The sequence below is a fragment of the Hydrogenobaculum sp. 3684 genome (assembly GCF_000213785.1).
GTDB lineage: Bacteria > Aquificota > Aquificia > Aquificales > Aquificaceae > Hydrogenobaculum.
Genome location: NC_015557.1, coordinates 512,753 through 530,867, shown reverse-complemented (window position 1 = coordinate 530,867; position 18,115 = coordinate 512,753). Strand labels below are relative to the sequence as shown.

The following is an 18,115-nucleotide window of genomic DNA, read 5'->3' as shown; positions in this document are numbered from 1 at the left end:
ACATGGGGCACAAGAAAACTGTTTCCATTATAGGTGCAGGGAACGTAGGAGAGCACATAGCATCTCTTCTGGTGCTTAAAGGTGCCGTAAACATAAGGCTTTTTGATTTACCAAAGAAAGATGGAGAGAAACTTTACGCTCATGTGAAAGGCAAAGCCCTAGACATGCTACAAATGGCATGTGCTCTTGGAATAGATGCAGATATAAGTGGTTTTGTAGTAGATCAAAACGGAAACGGTTACGAAGCGTTAGAAGGCTCTGACATAGTGGTAATAACGGCCGGGTTTCCTAGAAAACCCGGCATGTCTAGGGATGATCTTCTTGGTATAAACATATCTATAATGAATACGATATCAGAGCAGATTAAAAAATACGCTAAAAATTCTATAGTGATAGTTGTTACGAATCCTGTAGATATAATGACTTATGCGGTATACAAATTGCTTGGATTCGATAGAAAAAGAGTAATAGGAATGGCTGGTGTACTAGACTCTTCAAGGTTTAGAACATTTATATCTTTAGAGTTAAACGTATCTCCAAAGGATGTACATGCTTACGTAATAGGTGGTCATGGAGACGAGATGGTACCTTTAGTAAGCGTTTCAAACGTAGGCGGCATACCTATATCAACTTTAATCGATGAAAAAAAGATAAAAGAGTTAGTAGAGAGAACTAGGTTTGGAGGCGGTGAGATAGTAGATTATATGGGTACTTCCGCCTATCATGCCCCGGCGGCTTCAGTAGTGGAGATGATAGAATCTGTGGCGTTAAACGCAAAAAGGGTTTTGACTTGTTCTGTACTTTTAGATGAAGAAACTTCTAAATATTATGAAGTTGAAAATTTGTGTGTGGGTGTACCTGTAAAGCTTGGGGAAAATGGAGTTGAGAAAATTGTGAAAGTACCAATGACAGATTTTGAAAGAGAGCTTTGGAAGAAATCTGTAGCATCGGTAAAGAAAAATATAGCCATAGCAGATGAATTTGTAAGCAAGTATATATGAGGATCATAGATGCTTGGATAAAACATTTAGAGAGAACAAGGAGCGCTTTTACAAGAAATTCTTATATAAATCATATAAAAACGTTTTCGCATGTTGTTTCTAAAAACATAGAAACCGATGAAGGTCTATCAAGTATAATATCAAATGATATATATCGGTTTGTAGACTATGCGTCTTTGTCTCCACAAACGATGTTGGCTATTTTTAGTGCTTTGAAGCACTATATCAAATTTGCTTATAGAAGAAATATTTTATCTGAGGAAAATTACAACGATATATTAAAAGCCATAGAAGAAGTTAGAGAAGATTTAAATATGAAAAAACAAAAATATCCACCTAAAGCTCTATCTGAGGACGAATTAGAGAAAATATTTAAAGCGGTAAAAGGCACTAAATACTATAAGATATATAACCTTTTTCTAAACAGTGGTATAAGGCTTATAGAATTTGAAAAATTAAGACCAGATAACTTTTTTTTAGATAAGTCAAATATTCTTTGGATAAGACTAGACGCTAATATGACGAAAAGGAACAAACCACGCATAACTCCAGTTATAAGCTTTAACAAGGATAAAACAATAGAGATTGGGCTCCAAATATACGAGTGGATAAAAAACTTTGAAGATAATTTTAGGGTTAAAAGAGGGGTTTTACAAGTTTACACAGATAGACTATCAAAAAGATTAGAGATAGATTTTAGTATTCATAGCTTTCGGCATACTTATATTACAAACCTTGTAAACTACGGATTCTCAGCAGAGATTGTAAAAGAGTTTGTTGGGCATTCTGATATTAAAACCACAATAGATACATACTATAAATTTTCACAAAAAAGGGCTCAAGAACTTGTAAATAAGCTTTTTGGCAATAATTAACGCTATGATATAATATTCATATGCTTTTAGAAATATTGTCAAAAGCCAAAGAAGCTTCGGCCTCGGATATTCACCTAAAAGTAGGTGAAAAACCGTTTTTTAGATCCCACAAAAAACTATATCAAGAGGAGTCTTTACAAGCAATCACAGAACAGGATATGCAAAATATTGTGCAGGAGCTTACAAAAAAGTACCCAGCCAAGCTAAACGAATTTCAAGAAAAAGGAGAAATAGACATATCATATGAAACAGATTTTTCAAGATATAGGGTAAACATATACAAGCAAAAAGGACATACTGCCATAGCTCTAAGGGTGTTATCAAACTTTATACCTCACCCAGAAGAGATAAACCTGCCAAAGGTAATGCAAGATGTTGTACTAAAGTATACAAAAGGTATTATACTGGTGACTGGGCCTACTGGCAGTGGTAAATCTACAACACTTGCTTCGTTAATAGATAGGATAAACGAGGTTTACGATAGAACAATTATAACCATAGAAGATCCGATAGAATACGTTTATAAAGATAAAAAATCTTTCGTAGTCCAAAGAGAAGTTGGGCTTGATACCATGTCTTTTTCCACTGGTTTAAGAGCTGCTTTAAGAGAGGACCCGGATGTAATACTTGTAGGTGAAATAAGGGACACAGAAACCGCTCTAATAGCTCTTCAAGCCGCTGAAACCGGGCACCTTGTTTTTTCTACGCTTCATACAATAGATGCAAAAGAAACTATAAATAGATTTATAGGTATGTTTCCACTGGAGATGAGAGAACAAATAAAGCTCATGTTAGCGGGCTCTCTTGTAGCTATTTTTAGCCAAAGGCTTTTGCCAAGAGTTGATAAACCTGGAGTAATTCCAGCGATAGAAATTCTTCTAAATGTAGGTGCTGTAAAAGATATATTGTTAGATCCTACAAGGTTAGATGAAATACCAGAGCTTTTAAGGCGCAACAAAGCAGCATATGGTACACAGGATTTTGATACGCATTTGTTGGAGCTATATAACAAAGGTATTATATCGAAAGAAACAGCACTTTTACATGCATCCAAACCTCAGGACATGGTATTAAAGATGCAAGGTATAACATGATACAAAATCTGTCTGGAAATTCAAAGTTGTTTCTAATAAATATTGTATGGGCTTTTTTATTGTTTTTTGGCATAATAGGCTTTGTTTTTATTAAAAGCTTAAAGAAAGAAAACGTTGAGAAAAAGGATGAATTTGATTAATATCATTGTTTTTATAATTTAAAATTATTATTATTTAATAATAAATCTTATTTAGGAGGTAAGAATATGTCAGAACATGTTCATGTTGGTATGATGGTGCCAGATTTTGAAATGGAGACCTACAATCCAAAGACCGGATCCTTCGGAAAATTTAGCTTAGCAGAGGCTAAGGCAAACAAAAAATGGACTGTGCTTTTCTTTTATCCAGCAGATTACACGTTTGTATGTCCCACAGAGCTTGCCGACCTTAAGAACATCCAAGATGAGCTGGAAAAAAGTGGTGTAGAATTGGTATCTGTTAGCACAGATACAAAGTATGTACATTTAGCTTGGGCCAGGGATGAAAAGCTTTTAGAAGGCATAAAATTCCAAATGGGAGCAGATCCTACTGGTAAGGTTTCAAGGCTTTTTGCAGTGTATGATGAAAACACCGGACTTGCATTAAGAGGTACTTTTATTATAAATCCAGATGGTAAGTTGGTAGCATCAGAGGTAAACTTCTATAACGTAGGAAGAAACGCTGATGAGCTATTAAGAAAAATAAAAGCAAATATATATCTTATGAGCCATCCAGATGAAGCATGCCCTGCAAAGTGGCAAGAAGGTGCTAAAACCTTAAAACCATCAGAAGCTTTGGTAGGTAAAGTCTACGAGGCTTTGAACTCTTAAAAACTCATATACCGTCCCTTAGAGGGACGGTGTTTAAAATATTATTAGCAAGTTTTACATCCGGTAGCTTTGGCAAGCCCTTGAGGCATATTCTTTATAAGAGCTAGCACAAACATAATGCTTTGCAGTGTTTGAGGGTCTTTTAGTTCTTTTAAGACACCAAATACGCTTGGTTTTTGTTCTTTCTGTGAAAACTCCTTGGTGGTTTGATTGATAGATTCAAGCAAATAACTACCTATACTTTGGGCTCTTAAAGAAGCAAAGTAGTCTATAGTATCCACCACAACGGATGCCACCCTTTCAAGCATAGAATCAGAGAGGGCATTTCTTACGGCAACGAGTGCTTTTGCAGTATCTATAAGAGCTTCCATGCCTCCGTCTTTAGCCAAAGTGGTCAACATTGGTATCATAGATTTTAACTCAGCCAATCTAACCTCGTCTGTGAGCTCACCCAGTTCTGCCATAAAAGAGACAAGTCTTTCTAACATAGAATCGGTAAAAGCGTTATCAATCACCGCCAAAGTATTGGAAAAGCTTATTATGGCGTCTATAGATTTATTTAGGGCATCTGCGTTTTTAGCTATTTTTTCTATAACCTCCATAAGCTGGGAATTTGATATATAATCTGTAAGCTCCACGATTTTTGACAAGCTAGCTGTAAGTCTTTCTAACATAGAATCGGTAAAAGCGTTGTTCATTGTATTTATAGCCGATAAAAGCCCAAATACAGCATCCAAAGAAGATTCTAAGGTTTCGGCGTTTTTGGATAGCTTGTCTATCGTATTGAGGAGTTTAGAAGAGGCTATTGCATCAGATAACTCTGCTATGGTGGATACACTGCTTACAAGCCTTTCCACCATTGAGTCTGTCAAAGCGTTTGTAGCTACTCCCAATACCTCTTCCATAAAATCCCTCCTTACAAGACACCTCTTGCAGTTAACCAATACATACGGTTATATCCTAACTTCAACCAGTGTATCATTTTGGATGGTGGCATAGGACTTGGTGGAGTGGTATAGTTAAAGTGTATATAAGTACCTTTATCAAAACCTGTTTCTATAAAGCACATGACTTTACCGTCGTAGTCTCTGGCTGGATGACCTTCTTTTATTTCAGCTATGAGGTTGTCAGCCACCACATCAGATTCAAAGTGAGCGGTAGAGCCTGCTTTTGAAATAGGTAAATTGGTAGTATCCCCAGCTACGTAAACGTTTTCGTAACCTTCATATTTTAGGCTGTATCTATTCGTTGGTACCCAGCCATCGTTTGAAATACCAGAATCTATAATGGCTTGGGCTCCTCTGTGGGGTGGAATTGTAATCAATAAATCGCACTCAACGGTAGAGCCCTCTGCACTATGAACGGCTATAGTACCATTATGAGCTTCCACTTTTTCCATGTTAAACAGCGTTTCATATTTTATGCCTCTTCTTTCAAACTCTGGCACACCCCACTGGGCTACTGGCTCTAATGTGTGTATTCTGCCTATAGGATAGGTGTAATATATTTCTACTTTATCCCTAATACCTTTCTTATTAAAATAATCGTCAAGCATGAACGTTACTTCAAAAGGAGCCACTGGACATTTGTGAGGTACTCCCATAGCTATTGCTATTCTACCTTTTTCAAACTTTCTGAGTTTTTCTCTTAACTCTATTGCGCTTTCTAACGTGTAAAACATATTTCCGTGTTCTTTAAGCCCTGGTATTAGTTCTGGCATAGGTCTTGAGCCTGTGGCTATCACAAGGTAGTCATACTTTAGCTTTTTGCCTTTTTCCGTATGTACTTCACAAGCTTTTGGATCTATACCTACTACAGTATCGTGGTGGAAGATGATAGAAGGAGCCAACAAGCTTCTTTGGTCTCTCATAAGCTCATCTGGTCTCATTTTATCAAAGAGCACATATAAAAACCCCGGTTGGTAAACATGCTTATCGTCTTTGCTGACCATGGTTATAACCACTTCAGCCTTTGAGAGCTCCTCTTTTAAGCCTCTTGCCAAAAGATTAGCTATTATTGTGCCAGCTACTCCACCACCTACTATTACAACGTGCTTCGCCATATGCTTTACCTCCTTTTTAGCTTACTTGGTTTTTTTTACGACGATGGACCAATATCCATCTTTTTCTTCTACACCCACAAGCTCATGCCCTACTTTTTTTACCCAATCTGGTATATCTTTTGCCGATCCCTTGTCGGTAGATAATACTTCTATAGTAGTGCCTACGGGATTTGACTTTATAGCGGCTATAAGCTCCATCAAGGGCCCCGGACAAAAACTTCCTCTGGCGTCAATCACCTTATCAGCCATTTGAACCTCCTTATACAAAAATAATTTTTGCATCTTCAGCCATATCAAAAAAAGATGTAAGGCCTATAACATCGTCAAACAAACCCTCTTCCAAATCTTCCATATGCCATCCTAAAACATCCATTGCCATAGAGCATGCGTATATTTTTACATCTCCAAGCATCTTTATTTGTTTTAATATATTTATAAAATTAGGAACGTTTTTACTCAGCATAAGTTTAGAAAATTCTCCCTCAGGTATAATTCTGTCTTTTAGCTCTTTACCTTTTTGAAAAGCCAAAACACCGTTCATGGAGACAAAAAATAAAACTTCTCCACCTACAGTAGCGTGTATTGAGGCCATCATAGCGGCCAATTGAATTTTCTCATGAACTTGAGTGGATATTACGAAAGCTAATTTTCCCATAACTTCCTCCTGTCTTTTTATTTAATTTTATAACTAAGACTTAACTATTCAATAAATGCTGTTTATTTATTGTGTAAAATATATTTATAAAAGTATATAAATATATACTAATATTAAAAATGACTGTTTATTTCATTGAATAAAAATGTTTTATATGTTAATATTTTAAGATGGAGTTTATACTAAAAGTCCCGGCTTCTATGAGCAATTTAGGGGCTGGCTTTGATACGTTTGGTCTGGCAGTCAATCTTTACAATGTTTTTCATGTTAAAAGCTCAAGAACATTTTCTATATCTTTTATAGATTTAGATATAAAACCAGAAGAAAATCTTTTTTTAAAAGTGTATAAAAGATGTATAGAAATTTTTAACGAAGAAGAAATGCCTGTTAGTATTACGATAAAAACTGAAATACCTTTTTCAAGGGGGCTTGGTAGTAGCAGTAGTGCTATAATAGGAGCGATAAAAACCTTTAGTTTGTTGTATGAGAAAGAACTTTCTTATAGAGATATTTTTAAAATAGCTTACGAATTTGAACCTCATCCTGATAATTTAGTTCCAGCTTTGGTAGGTGGGTTTAACGTATGCTTAAAAGATGAAGAACAAACATTTTTTAATACAATAGATTTTCCAGAAGAGCTAAAAATAATAGCTATTATACCAGACATAAAGATATCCACAGAAGAAGCAAGAAAGATACTTCCAGCTAAAATAGATATAAAGGACGCAATTTATAACATACAAAGATCAAATCTACTGCTTAGCTCTCTTGTTTTAAAACGTTTTGAGCTTTTAAAAGAAGCTGTGAAAGACAAGCTTCATCAACCTTATAGAAAAAGCTTGATACCATTTTACGACAATATAGAAAAAATAGCTTACGATAGAGGTGCAAAGGCAGTTTTTATAAGCGGTTCTGGTAGCACTATAGGTATCTTTGCATTAGAAAATGAAGAGATTATCGGCAAAACCTGTGTAGAGTTTTTGAAATCAAAGGGTGTTGATGGTACTTATAAAATACTTTCGGTAGATAAAGAAGGAGCAAGAGTATGTTAGAGTTAAAAAGTTTTTATTTTAAAGACGATATACTCTACATATTAGACCAAAGAAAGCTTCCCCATGAAGAAGTTTATTTTGAAGCAAAAAATGTAGAGGATGTGGCTTATGCTATAAAGGCCATGCTTGTAAGAGGGGCACCTGCTATAGGTTGTGTGGCAGCATATGGATTTTATATTGGTATAAAAGAAGGCTTAGATGTGGAAAAGGTTTACGATATATTATCAAATACAAGACCTACCGCTGTAAATTTGTTTTGGGCTTTAAAAAGAATGAAACAAGCTTATTTTGAAAACAAAGATCTTTTAGAAGAGGCAAAAAACATAGAGCAAGAAGATATACAAGCAAATAAAAGAATGTCAGAGTTTGGGGCTTCTTTGATAAAAGAAAAATCTGTTGTACTAACACACTGCAACACCGGAGCTTTAGCTACTGCTGGTGTAGGAACAGCACTTGGTGTTATAAAAGAGCTTTACAAACAGGGTAAAATAGATTATGTTTTAGTGGATGAAACAAGACCTTATTTACAGGGTTCAAGGCTTACTGCTTTTGAGCTTTTAAAATCAAATATACCTTATAAAATAATAGTGGATTCTTCAGCCCCTTTTCTTATATCAAGAGGCATAGTAAAGGCTGTTTTTGTAGGTGCAGATAGGATAGCTTCAAACGGGGATACAGCCAACAAAATAGGTACTTTTATGCTCTCTTTGGCTTGTAAAGCTTATAACATTCCCTTTTACGTAGTAGCTCCAACTTCTACAATAGATTTCAACGCAGGGTCTTTTAAAGACATACCTATAGAAGAAAGATCAAAAGAAGAAGTTTTAAAATGTAAAGATGTTTTTGTGGGTCCTATAGATTCTGAAGCTATAAACTATTCTTTTGATATAACGCCAGCTCAAAACATCAGTGCTATAATAACAGAGAAGGGGATAGCATATTATCCTTATGTTGAGAGTTTAAAAAGCTTTAAGGAGCAAATATGAATATAGTGGCCATAGGAGGAGGCACCGGATTATCAAGCCTTTTATCTGGTCTTAAGAGACTTGTAGGAAGAACTGTAGATAATTTATACGCTATAGTTACTGTAGCAGATAGTGGTGGAAGCACTGGTAAGCTAAGGAAAATATACAACATACCAGCTCCTGGGGATATAAGAAACTGTATAGTGGCTTTATCAGAGCACGAAGAGATAATGAAAAAACTTTTTCAGCATAGACTAAAAGGGGAAGGATTAGAGAATCACGCATTTGGAAATTTATTTCTTACGGCTCTTACAGAAATAACTGGTAGCTTCGTGGAGGCCATAAAGCTAACTTCAAAGATATTGGACACGAAAGGAAGTATTATACCCTCCACTACAGATAGCGTTGATCTTGTGGCAAAGTTTAGCGATGGAGTTATAGTAAAAAACGAAGAAGACATAACAAACTACGGAAAGCAGAAAAAAGCCCATATAGTAGATATCTGGATAGAACCAGAAAATCCTTTTGTACCTATAGAGGCTATAGCGGCTATAGAAAGTGCGGATTTTGTAATATTTGGGCCTGGTAGTTTGTATACCAGTATAGTGCCAAACCTTCTTATCAAAGAAATAAGAGAAAGCGTAAAAAACTCCCCAGCTAAAAAAATATTTATATGCAACGTCATGACACAACCAGGAGAAACAGATGATTATACAGCTTATGACCATATTAACATGTTTAAAAGATTTACACAAATAGAGTGCATAGATGTAGCAATAGTAAATACAAAGATGCCCCCAAACGATATTTTGAAAAAGTATATAGCTACTGGTCAAGAGCCAGTTGTACCTGATGTGGCAAAAATATCTAAAGAAAATATAGATGTATATGCAGAAGATCTAATAAGTGAAAATATATCTTTTGTAAGACACGACCCCATTAAATTAACAAATTTATTAGAACAGGTGATGGGAAAGTATGTATTATATTGACTTTGATACGGATTTTATACCAAACAAAGAAGCGGATATAATAGTAATAGGGAGTGGTATAGCTGGTCTTTTTTGTGCCATTACTCTTAAAAACTTAAAACTAGACCCAGTGATTATAACAAGAGGCATTGGAAACACCTACTACTCTCAAGGTGGAATAGCAGCCGTTGTATCCAAAGAAGATTCTACTGCTTGGCATGTTTTAGATACGCTAAGGGCTGGGAGAAACTTAGGAGATGTAAAAAATATAGAGATTTTAGCTCAAGAAGGTCCAAATCGCATAGTGGATTTAGAGCTTTACGGTGTTAATTTTGACAAGAGAGAAGATGGTAGTTTTGAAACCACAATAGAAGGCGGCCATTCTTACAAAAGAGTTTTAAAAGTAAAAGATTATACTGGCAAAGCTATATACGAAGCACTTTTTAAGAAAGCCAAAGAGTTAAATATAAGGATATTAGAAGGAGAGCTTTTAGAAATTATAACAAAAGATAACGCCTTGGTAGGTTGCATAGTAGAACAAAATGATGAGCTTGTTTTTTGGAAATCAAGGTTTTTAGTTTTAGCCACAGGCGGGGCAGCCTCTATGTATTCTCACACGTCAAACCCCCTTAAAACAAGGGCAGATGTAATAGGAATAGCCCTAAGAAGAGGATTTTTAATAGAAAATCCCGAGTTTGTTCAATTTCACCCTACCGTGTTTGAAAATACAAATCTCCTTATATCTGAAGCTGTAAGGGGAGAAGGTGCAATACTGGTAAATCAAAACAACGAAAGATTTGTAAACGAGCTAGAACCTCGTGATGTGGTGGCAAGGGCTATATATAGAGAGATGCTAAAAGGAAACAAAGTTTATCTTGATATGAGAAATCTTAAAGTAGATATAAAAACAAGATTTCCTACTATATATAATTTTCTCATAGAGCATGGATTAGATCCGTACAAAGATCTTGTTCCTATTACACCGGCAGCCCACTATTATATAGGTGGCATAAGAACGGATGAGAACGGTGAAACTACCGTAGATGGTGTTTACGCCATAGGAGAAGTAGCTAGCACAAGAGTACATGGAGCCAATAGACTAGCCTCAAACTCTCTTTTGGAAGGGGTTGTTTTTGGATACAGGGCAGCTTATTCTATAGCTTTATCAAAAAGATCTTTTAAGCTTTTAAAAGCAAAAAACCAAAGATCAACAGCAAAAGATACAGATTGCCAACAATATTTTGAAACAATAAAAAATACGATGTGGCAGTACGCTGGTCTTGAAAGAACAGAGGCGGGACTTCTTTATGCCATTAAAAAGATAAGAGAGATTATAAAGTTTTGTATAGAGGCAAAGCCCACAAAGAAAAATAAAGTCATATTTGATGTGAGTTTGTCAGCTTACGCTACTTTACAAGGGGCCTTAAAAAGAAGAGAGAGTAGAGGCTGTCATTTTAGGTCTGATTTTCCTTATGAAAAAGATGAATATAGGTATAATACGAAAATATGTTTAGAAGATTCGTTGGAGAATTTACTTGATTAACTTATTTTGCTTTTGCCATAAGAAAATCTTATATATATAAAAGCTATATACCATTATAATTATATTGTTAGACTAAGTAGGAGGTTATTTATGAACAAAGTTCTTTTAGATACGTTGACCACTCAAAAAGAAAGTCCAGAATATCTTCAGATAAGCATGGCAGCAGCCATGACGCTTGGTTTAGTGCCGGGAACATTTTATAGGAATGCAAAATTAAGTTGTATAAATACACTTCTTACTTATCCTTCTGGATGTCATGCCAACTGTGCTTACTGTGGTCTTCAAAAAGCCAGAGAAGAAGAATTTTCAAAGAGAAATTTCATAAGAGTCGAATGGCCTACCATCAAACTAGATGATATATTGGAAAAGGCCAAGCAAGTAGGACACGTAGAAAGGTTATGCATAGCTCAAATAACACATCCTCGTTCCATAAGAGATACAAAAACTGTTTTAGAAAAGGTATTGTATGAGCTTGGAGATAAAATATTTGTTTCTCTTCTTATAAATGCCACTGGTACTAGATATCAAGATATAGAGGACTATAAAAAATTAGGGGCAGATACCGTAACGGTAGCCCTAGACTGTGCTACACCAGAGCTTTTTGAAAAAATAAGGGGAAAATCTCTAAATAGTCCTCATAAATTTGACTATTTCTGGAAAGTGCTTGAATGGTCAGCTGAAGTTATGGGAGATGGGTTCGCCGGATGCCACTTAGTGGTAGGTCTAGGAGAAACAGAGCAAGAAATGATAGAACGCATACAAAAGGTAAGAGACTTAGGGGCTAGAACGCACTTGTTCTCTTTCTGGCCAGAAGAGGGTTCTTTGATGGAAAACGAAAAACCCTGTCCAGCTCCTCAATATAGAAGAGTACAAATGGCAAGATATATTATAGACAACGAATACGGTAGATATGAGGATATGAAGTTTAACGAAAAAGGCCAAGTTATAGATTTTGGTATAAAAAAGGATTTGTTTGAAGAATTGTTTGCTAGTGGTAAACCGTTTATGACAGCAGGATGCAGAGGTAAAACCACAGAAGTGGCTTGCAATAGACCTTTTGGAGACAGCTCGCCTACAAACCTAAGAAGTTTTCCTTTCCAACCAAACAAATCAGATCTATCCAACATAAGAGAGCAGATGTTTGATTACGATATGGAAAAAGCTTATCCTGATTTCTTAAACCCAAGCACTGGTAGATATTTCTAATTTTTATGTAGGAGGCTTTTGCCTCCTATTGACTTATAATATTTCTTATATAAATTTATGCTTATGAAAAGAGTTTTGTGGCTTTTGTTATTAATAAATTTATCTTTTGCAGTAAAAATAAGAGACATAGTGACATTTGAAGGAAACAGAAGCAACGTGTTAATAGGTTATGGTATAGTAAGCGGTTTAAACGGTACAGGAGACAGCAAAGCTACTATATTTACGGTAAACTCATTGGTAAATGTATTATCGAGAATGGGCATAAATTTTACGCCAGCCCAGATAAACCAAATGACCACAAAAAATGTGGCAGCGGTAATGGTTACTGCAAAAGTCCCACCGTATGCAAAAGCGGGTACTCCTTTGGACGTCACCGTCTCTTCCATAGGTGATGCCAAAAGTTTACAAGGCGGTGTACTTCTTATGACTCCACTAAAGGGACCAGATGGTAGAGTTTATGCCTTAGCCCAAGGGCAAATAATAACAGCAGGAGGTGGTGGTAACGCCACAAATCAAAATTTAAACAGCGGGTATATTCCGGATGGTGCTACCTTAGAAAGAAGTTTACCTTTTACAATGCCAAAAAAATATATAGATTTATATCTAAACTATCCAAGCTTTAATACTGCAAACGCTATACAAGATGCTATAAACAACAAGTTTGGATACGGGACAGCTGTGGCAATAGATAGCGATACAGTAAGGGTAAAATTACCCCCATACAACGCCGTTGATTTTCTATCGATGATAGGAGATTTAAACGTCCATGTTCATAATCCGTCTAAAATCATAATAGATAGCAGGACAGGTACTATAGTAATGGGAGGAGATATAAGGATATCGCCTGTGGCTGTGGCTTCTGGTAATATATCTGTAGAAGTAAGACAAGCTCCAGCTAATCCACAGCAAGCAAACAACTCAAACAATACAAACAATGCGAACAATACTAAGAAGCATAGCATATTTTTTGTAAAAGCCCCAACGTTAAGACAGCTTGTTAGTTCTTTAAACAGCGTTGGAGCAAAACCATCAGATATAATAAACATAATAGAAGCTATGGCAGCCCAAGGGGCTATTCATGCAAAAGTAGAAGTAGAGTAAAGGAGATGAAACATGACAGATTCTAAACCAAATCTTGTAAACCCAAATTATTTGCTTCCTCCTGAAAACTTTGCAAATGAGTTTTCCAATCTAAACAGCAAAGAGAAAATTAAAAAGGCCTCCGAGCAATTTGAGGCTTTTTTCTTGGAAGAGATATTAAAAGAAGCTTACAAATCTTTTGCGAGCGAAAATGATTTTCAAGCAAACACGTATCAGGATATGTTTTTTCAAAATATAGCTAAAGTATTAAGTGAAGCTGGAGGTGTTGGGTTTGGCAAGTTTATAGAAAAAGCTGTAGAACAGGAGATAAAGGATCAACATCAAACAAATTTATTAAACCAAGAAATTGGCAACAAAATAAATGGCAAAGCTTAAAGATTACTACGCTATATTGGGCGTAAAAAGAGATGCCACAGAACAAGAGATAAAAGCAGCTTACAGACAATTAGCCAAAGAGTATCACCCAGATGTTAACAAGGATTATGAAGAGCTTTTTAAGGAGATAAATGAAGCTTACAGCGTTTTAAGCGATAAAGAAAAAAGAGCTGAATACGACAGCCTTCTTATAAACCCCGACGAAAATAAAATTAGGAATTTTACAGAATATATTCAGGAGTTTATAAACTCAATATTTAACGGAGAAAAAGAGCAAAAGCCAAAAAAAGGTGAAGATATAAAGCTTAAAATTTTTTTAACGTTAGAAGAAGCCTATCTTGGTGCATCAAAAGAGGTAGAGTACGAGAAATGGATTCCATGTCCTGATTGTAATGCAAAAGGATATGTAGGTGAACCAGATAAAGTTGTATGTGAAGCTTGCGAAGGCACTGGCAAAAGGGTAAGCGGTATATTTGCATTTCCAAGACCTTGTTCAGTATGTAGAGGAAGAGGCTATATAATAAAAAATGCCTGCAGCACGTGCCTTGGAAGAAAAAGAATAGCAAGAAAATCAAAAATCATAGTACAGATCCCTCCTCAGACTAACGACGGGGATATACTGAAAGTTATTGGTAAAGGGCATGCTGGCTTTGGTAACAGAGAACCCGGTGATTTGTACTTAAGAGTTTTTATAAAAGATCATGAGATTTACAAAAAAATTGGAAACGACATACATGTAGAACTTCCTATTAGCTACGCAGATGCGGTTTTAGGAGCAAACATAAAGTTTAGATGGATAGATGGCAAAGATCTTGATGTGTTTATACAACCCGGTGCCGAATGTGGTTCTCAGAAAGTAATTCCAGGGCTTGGCTTTCAAAACGGCAACCTCATTTTTCATATTAAAATCCAAATACCAAAACAACTATCTAAAAAACAGCAAAAACTAATAGAAGAGCTAAGAAAATTAGACCAAGAAGAAAACAACAAATCTATCTTTGGCATAGTAAAAAGCGTATTTGGTAAGTAAATTTATTTCCAAAGCTCTTTTTCTTTGGATTTTTGGCATTCGTATAAAAAAGCGTATTTCATAAATACATAAAACATACCAGAAAAAGCTATGATAAAACCTTTTATACCTTCTTTGTATCCAGCTTTTAATATAAAAAATTTAAAAAAAATCCAAAAGGGGTTTAGGATAAGATTGTAGATATGAAAGGGCTTGTTGTTTTTACACATGATATCGGCACTTGTCTGAGCGTATTTTAGCGTTCTTTCAAACTGATCTTTTAGGCTTTTAAAAGAATAGTGGTTTAAATAGCCTTTTAGCTCATAATATTTGTTGTGGTTGCATATGACCTTTTCATGAAGATCACCGCTATATTTACAAACATCTTTTTTAAAAACCCTTATAAGCTTTTCATCGTTCCATATATGTTTTAAAAAATCTCCCATATAAAATGTACGTCTTGTTATTATCCCTATCTCATAATCTGATGATAAAAAATACTCCAAAGAGTTTTTAAGCTCATCCGATAGTTCTTCATCGGCATCTAAGATAAAAACAATATCGTTTTTGGCTTTTGATATACCAAAGTTTACCTGTGATGGATAGCTTATCCATTCGTTAAATATAACGTTGGCGCCGTAAGATTTTGCAATATCTATGGTTTTGTCAGTAGAACCTGAATCTATTACAAGTATCTCATCTGCTACATCTTTTATGCTTTCTATGGCTCTTTTTATGTTTTTTTCTTCGTTTTTTGTAAGAATTACAAAAGATATTTTACGTCTTTGCATACTCATGAGACCATTGGCCTATAGAACCAGCCCCCATAAATACAATGACGCTATCTTTTAGTTCATCAAGCCTATCAAAAAGCTCTTCTTTTGATGGTATATATATACACTCTTCTTTTGATACTTTGTTTATCATATCTAAAGAAGAAATACCAAACGTGTTTTCCTCAGAAGCCCCGTATATATCAAGTAAGAATACCTTATCTAAGCTTTTAAAAAGATCTACAAAATCGTCTATAAGATAGTAAGTTCTTGAATATCTATGCGGTTGGAATACCACTACTATATTTTTATCTTTATATTTTGATTTTAGTGCTTCGTAAACGCTTTTTATCTCCGTTGGATGATGTCCGTAATCATCGTAGATGAGGTTTGTGTTTTTTTCACCTACAAATTCAATCCTTCTTTTGGCGTTTTTAAAGCTTTTAAGAGCTTCTCTTATAACAGGTTGTTCTATTTCCATAAGCGTTGAAACGGCTATTGAAGCAAGTGCGTTGTAAACGTTGTGGATACCTGGGATTTGAAGCTCTATTGTGTTTAGTTTTATACCTTTGTAAAATACATCAAAACGGGTGTTGTCGCTGTTAAAAACTATATTTTTAGCTTGAAAATCCCCAGATTCTATCCCGTAAGTGATGATCTTTTTATGTATTTTTGATAATATAGATCTAACACCGGTATCGTCTATATTTACCACCGATGCCCCGTAAAAAGGTACGTTGTTTATAAAATTTACAAAGGCTTCTTTTATATCTTCGTAATCTTTGTAATATCCAATATGCTCTTTGTCTATGTTGGTAACTACGTTTATAACAGAGTTTAGTTTTAAAAAAGATCCGTCAGACTCATCGGCCTCAGATATCAAAAGCTCGCTTTTTCCAAGTACTGCGTTTGAACCAAAGGTCTGTAAGATACCACCTATTAAAACAGTAGGATCTAGTCCAGCTATATGTGATATATGAGAAATCATGGATGTGGTGGTGGTTTTGCCGTGAGATCCAGATATGGCTATCCCCTCTTTCATTCTAAACAAATCTGCCAACATATCCCCTCTTGATATCACCTGAAGTCCAAGCTCTTTGGCTTTTAAAAGCTCTTCGTTTACATTTGATATAGCAGAAGAATAAACTACTACTTCCTTTCCTATCACATTTTTAGCATCATGTCCTATGTAGACGGTGGCTCCTTTTTCTTTTAGTTCCTTTATAACATCGTTTTCTCTAACATCGGAGCCAGATACCTCATAACCCATATCAAGCAGTATCTTAGCGATACCGCTCATACCTATACCACCAATACCTATAAAATGAAACTTTCTAAATTTTTCTCTAAACATTTGTTATATTATAGCACCAACACAAAATAAACAATTTTGTATAAAAAATTTTTTATATATAATGATACCTATCATAGAAAGCATTTAGATGTTTTGTTATAATAACCTCAGGTTTAAGGAGATGGCGTTCTCCTTGATGCTCATAAAAGCATCAAAACCGCCTCACATATAAGGCTAATAACGCCTACCTACTCTATATTTTGAGGAGGTAAGGTGTATGGTTAGCCCTGTGAGAGTAAAGAAAGTTGTTCTTGGGTGGGAACGATTAAAGGTTCTTTTTATCTTTGTATCATTGTTTAATAGTTTATAAGTTTTATGCTTAATCTGTTTTTCTTAAGCATATTACAGCTTTTGTATGTTTTTGCCCTGGCTCCTTTGGCCGTTGGCATACTTCATGTGTTTGATGAGAGGCTTTCTTCAAGGCGTGGACCTTCTATATTCCAAGAGTATTACAATCTTTTTAAGTTTTTTAGAAAGCAAAGCATTTATCCAAAAACTGCTTCAGGTTTTTTCTCCTACGTTCCTTACATTACTTTTGGAATGTATTTATTTCTGACGCTGGTATTGCCTATAATAACAGCCTTTCCTTTGCTTTTTGGACCTGTGGTGGATTTTGTAGGTGGTGGGTTGGTGTTTGGTGCAGCTTCTACTTTTTTGAAGTTGGCTTCTTTAGACTCCAGAAACAGCTATTCAATATTGGGTGCTTCAAGGGCCTCAAGTATAGGTATTTTTACAGAACCCATTATCCTTCTAATATTTATAATGTTTGGTGTTATATCGGGTACCAACAATCCATATGTAATAAACAATATTTTACAAACATCTACCAGTTGGTTTTTCTCTTTGGTACACCTTTTTGTAGGCGTTGCGTTTTTCCTGGTGCTTATAATAGAAACTGGACAGCTTCCCATTGAAAGCCATACGCCCAACGAGTTTGGCTCTATCGATAGTCTTATGAGTTTAGAGTACTCTGGCAGGGAGCTGGCACTTTTAAAGTTGGGAAGCTACATAAAATCTTTTCTTCTAATGAATGTTTTTCTTAACGTATTCACATTGCCGTTTTTTGTACCTATGAAATTTAACATATTGGCTATAGTTCTCTATATGTTTATAAACTTTCTAAAGATTATTTTACTCTTGGCTATCTTTGCTATTATAAACAACATAGTCTCCAAGTACAGATTGTTTAAGATCTTTGATTATATTCTCATAGCTTTTAGCTTTGCATTGATGGCAATGGTGGTGTTCTACGTGGTAAACGGAGGCTAAT

General features: G+C 35.3%; 20 protein-coding genes and 1 riboswitch. Of the genes, 14 read left to right on the top strand and 6 right to left on the bottom strand.

All coding sequences use genetic code 11. From position 1 onward, the window contains the following. Positions 1-2 precede the first annotated feature (2 nt). The 5 genes from HYD3684_RS02990 (at position 3) to HYD3684_RS02975 (ending at position 3,779) form a co-directional block, all read left to right on the top strand. Complete coding sequence (locus tag HYD3684_RS02990; RefSeq protein WP_015419215.1) at positions 3-1,001, top strand: malate dehydrogenase; 999 nt, start codon at positions 3-5, stop codon at positions 999-1,001. Next, the gene (locus HYD3684_RS02985; RefSeq protein ID WP_015419214.1) at positions 998-1,876 is read left to right on the top strand and encodes a site-specific integrase; all 879 of its coding nucleotides are present in this window, start codon (positions 998-1,000) and stop codon (positions 1,874-1,876) included. Before HYD3684_RS02990 ends, HYD3684_RS02985 begins: the two co-directional genes overlap by 4 nt. 20 nt (positions 1,877-1,896) lie before the next feature. After that, positions 1,897-2,970 carry a PilT/PilU family type 4a pilus ATPase gene (locus HYD3684_RS02980; RefSeq protein ID WP_015419213.1) on the top strand — a complete coding sequence of 358 codons (1,074 nt, stop codon included), beginning with the start codon at positions 1,897-1,899 and terminating at the stop codon, positions 2,968-2,970. Beyond that, positions 2,967-3,110 (top strand): hypothetical protein, encoded by a 144-nt coding sequence (locus tag HYD3684_RS08375; protein ID WP_015419212.1) that lies wholly within the window; start codon positions 2,967-2,969, stop codon positions 3,108-3,110. The genes HYD3684_RS02980 and HYD3684_RS08375 overlap by 4 nt, the downstream gene beginning before the upstream one ends. Positions 3,111-3,176: 66 nt before the next feature. Continuing rightward, a complete protein-coding gene (locus tag HYD3684_RS02975; RefSeq protein WP_015419211.1) occupies positions 3,177-3,779 on the top strand; it encodes a peroxiredoxin in 603 nt (200 codons plus the stop codon). Between the two features lie 44 nt (positions 3,780-3,823). On the opposite strand, the gene HYD3684_RS02970 is transcribed toward HYD3684_RS02975, so the two are convergent. Genes HYD3684_RS02970 through HYD3684_RS02955 form a run of 4 tightly spaced genes read right to left on the bottom strand, consistent with a single transcriptional unit; the run spans position 3,824 to position 6,496 of the window. Then, complete coding sequence (locus HYD3684_RS02970) at positions 3,824-4,684, bottom strand: DUF1641 domain-containing protein (RefSeq protein ID WP_015419210.1); 861 nt, start codon at positions 4,682-4,684, stop codon at positions 3,824-3,826. Between the two features lie 11 nt (positions 4,685-4,695). Then, positions 4,696-5,841, bottom strand: coding sequence for an FAD/NAD(P)-binding oxidoreductase (locus HYD3684_RS02965; RefSeq protein ID WP_015419209.1), 1,146 nt, complete (start codon positions 5,839-5,841; stop codon positions 4,696-4,698). A gap of 21 nt (positions 5,842-5,862) precedes the next feature. Then, positions 5,863-6,090, bottom strand: coding sequence for a sulfurtransferase TusA family protein (locus HYD3684_RS02960; protein WP_015419208.1), 228 nt, complete (start codon positions 6,088-6,090; stop codon positions 5,863-5,865). A 10-nt stretch (positions 6,091-6,100) separates the two neighbouring features. Beyond that, positions 6,101-6,496 carry a DsrE/DsrF/DrsH-like family protein gene (locus tag HYD3684_RS02955; RefSeq protein WP_015419207.1) on the bottom strand — a complete coding sequence of 132 codons (396 nt, stop codon included), beginning with the start codon at positions 6,494-6,496 and terminating at the stop codon, positions 6,101-6,103. Positions 6,497-6,666: 170 nt separating this feature from the next. Here HYD3684_RS02955 and thrB point away from each other — a divergent pair, with 170 nt between their 5' ends. From thrB to HYD3684_RS02915, 8 genes are all read left to right on the top strand, one after another. Then, positions 6,667-7,548: a homoserine kinase gene (gene thrB, locus HYD3684_RS02950; RefSeq protein ID WP_015419206.1), complete on the top strand. Its 882-nt coding sequence runs from the start codon at positions 6,667-6,669 to the stop codon at positions 7,546-7,548. Next, positions 7,542-8,534: an S-methyl-5-thioribose-1-phosphate isomerase gene (mtnA, locus tag HYD3684_RS02945; protein WP_015419205.1), complete on the top strand. Its 993-nt coding sequence runs from the start codon at positions 7,542-7,544 to the stop codon at positions 8,532-8,534. Before thrB ends, mtnA begins: the two co-directional genes overlap by 7 nt. Beyond that, positions 8,531-9,505: a YvcK family protein gene (locus HYD3684_RS02940; RefSeq protein WP_015419204.1), complete on the top strand. Its 975-nt coding sequence runs from the start codon at positions 8,531-8,533 to the stop codon at positions 9,503-9,505. The genes mtnA and HYD3684_RS02940 overlap by 4 nt, the downstream gene beginning before the upstream one ends. After that, a complete protein-coding gene (gene nadB / locus HYD3684_RS02935; protein WP_015419203.1) occupies positions 9,492-11,027 on the top strand; it encodes an L-aspartate oxidase in 1,536 nt (511 codons plus the stop codon). The genes HYD3684_RS02940 and nadB overlap by 14 nt, the downstream gene beginning before the upstream one ends. A 90-nt stretch (positions 11,028-11,117) precedes the next feature. Beyond that, a complete protein-coding gene (locus HYD3684_RS02930) occupies positions 11,118-12,233 on the top strand; it encodes a radical SAM protein (RefSeq protein WP_015419202.1) in 1,116 nt (371 codons plus the stop codon). Positions 12,234-12,296: 63 nt separating this feature from the next. Beyond that, positions 12,297-13,334, top strand: coding sequence for a flagellar basal body P-ring protein FlgI (locus HYD3684_RS02925; RefSeq protein WP_237698626.1), 1,038 nt, complete (start codon positions 12,297-12,299; stop codon positions 13,332-13,334). Positions 13,335-13,346: 12 nt separating this feature from the next. After that, positions 13,347-13,709, top strand: a complete 363-nt coding sequence (locus HYD3684_RS02920; protein WP_015419200.1) for a flagellar protein FlgJ — start codon at positions 13,347-13,349, stop codon at positions 13,707-13,709. Next, complete coding sequence (locus HYD3684_RS02915; protein WP_015419199.1) at positions 13,696-14,739, top strand: DnaJ C-terminal domain-containing protein; 1,044 nt, start codon at positions 13,696-13,698, stop codon at positions 14,737-14,739. The genes HYD3684_RS02920 and HYD3684_RS02915 overlap by 14 nt, the downstream gene beginning before the upstream one ends. 2 nt (positions 14,740-14,741) lie before the next feature. On the opposite strand, the gene HYD3684_RS02910 is transcribed toward HYD3684_RS02915, so the two are convergent. Then, the gene (locus tag HYD3684_RS02910; RefSeq protein ID WP_015419198.1) at positions 14,742-15,509 is read right to left on the bottom strand and encodes a glycosyltransferase family 2 protein; all 768 of its coding nucleotides are present in this window, start codon (positions 15,507-15,509) and stop codon (positions 14,742-14,744) included. Continuing rightward, positions 15,496-16,845 carry a UDP-N-acetylmuramate--L-alanine ligase gene (gene murC, locus HYD3684_RS02905; RefSeq protein WP_015419197.1) on the bottom strand — a complete coding sequence of 450 codons (1,350 nt, stop codon included), beginning with the start codon at positions 16,843-16,845 and terminating at the stop codon, positions 15,496-15,498. Before murC ends, HYD3684_RS02910 begins: the two co-directional genes overlap by 14 nt. 108 nt (positions 16,846-16,953) lie before the next feature. Beyond that, positions 16,954-17,039, top strand: a riboswitch (Fluoride riboswitch). 121 nt (positions 17,040-17,160) lie between these two features. Between murC and HYD3684_RS02900 the strand changes: the two genes are divergently transcribed. Then, complete coding sequence (locus tag HYD3684_RS02900) at positions 17,161-18,114, top strand: NADH-quinone oxidoreductase subunit H (RefSeq protein WP_015419196.1); 954 nt, start codon at positions 17,161-17,163, stop codon at positions 18,112-18,114. Position 18,115: the final 1 nt, after the last annotated feature.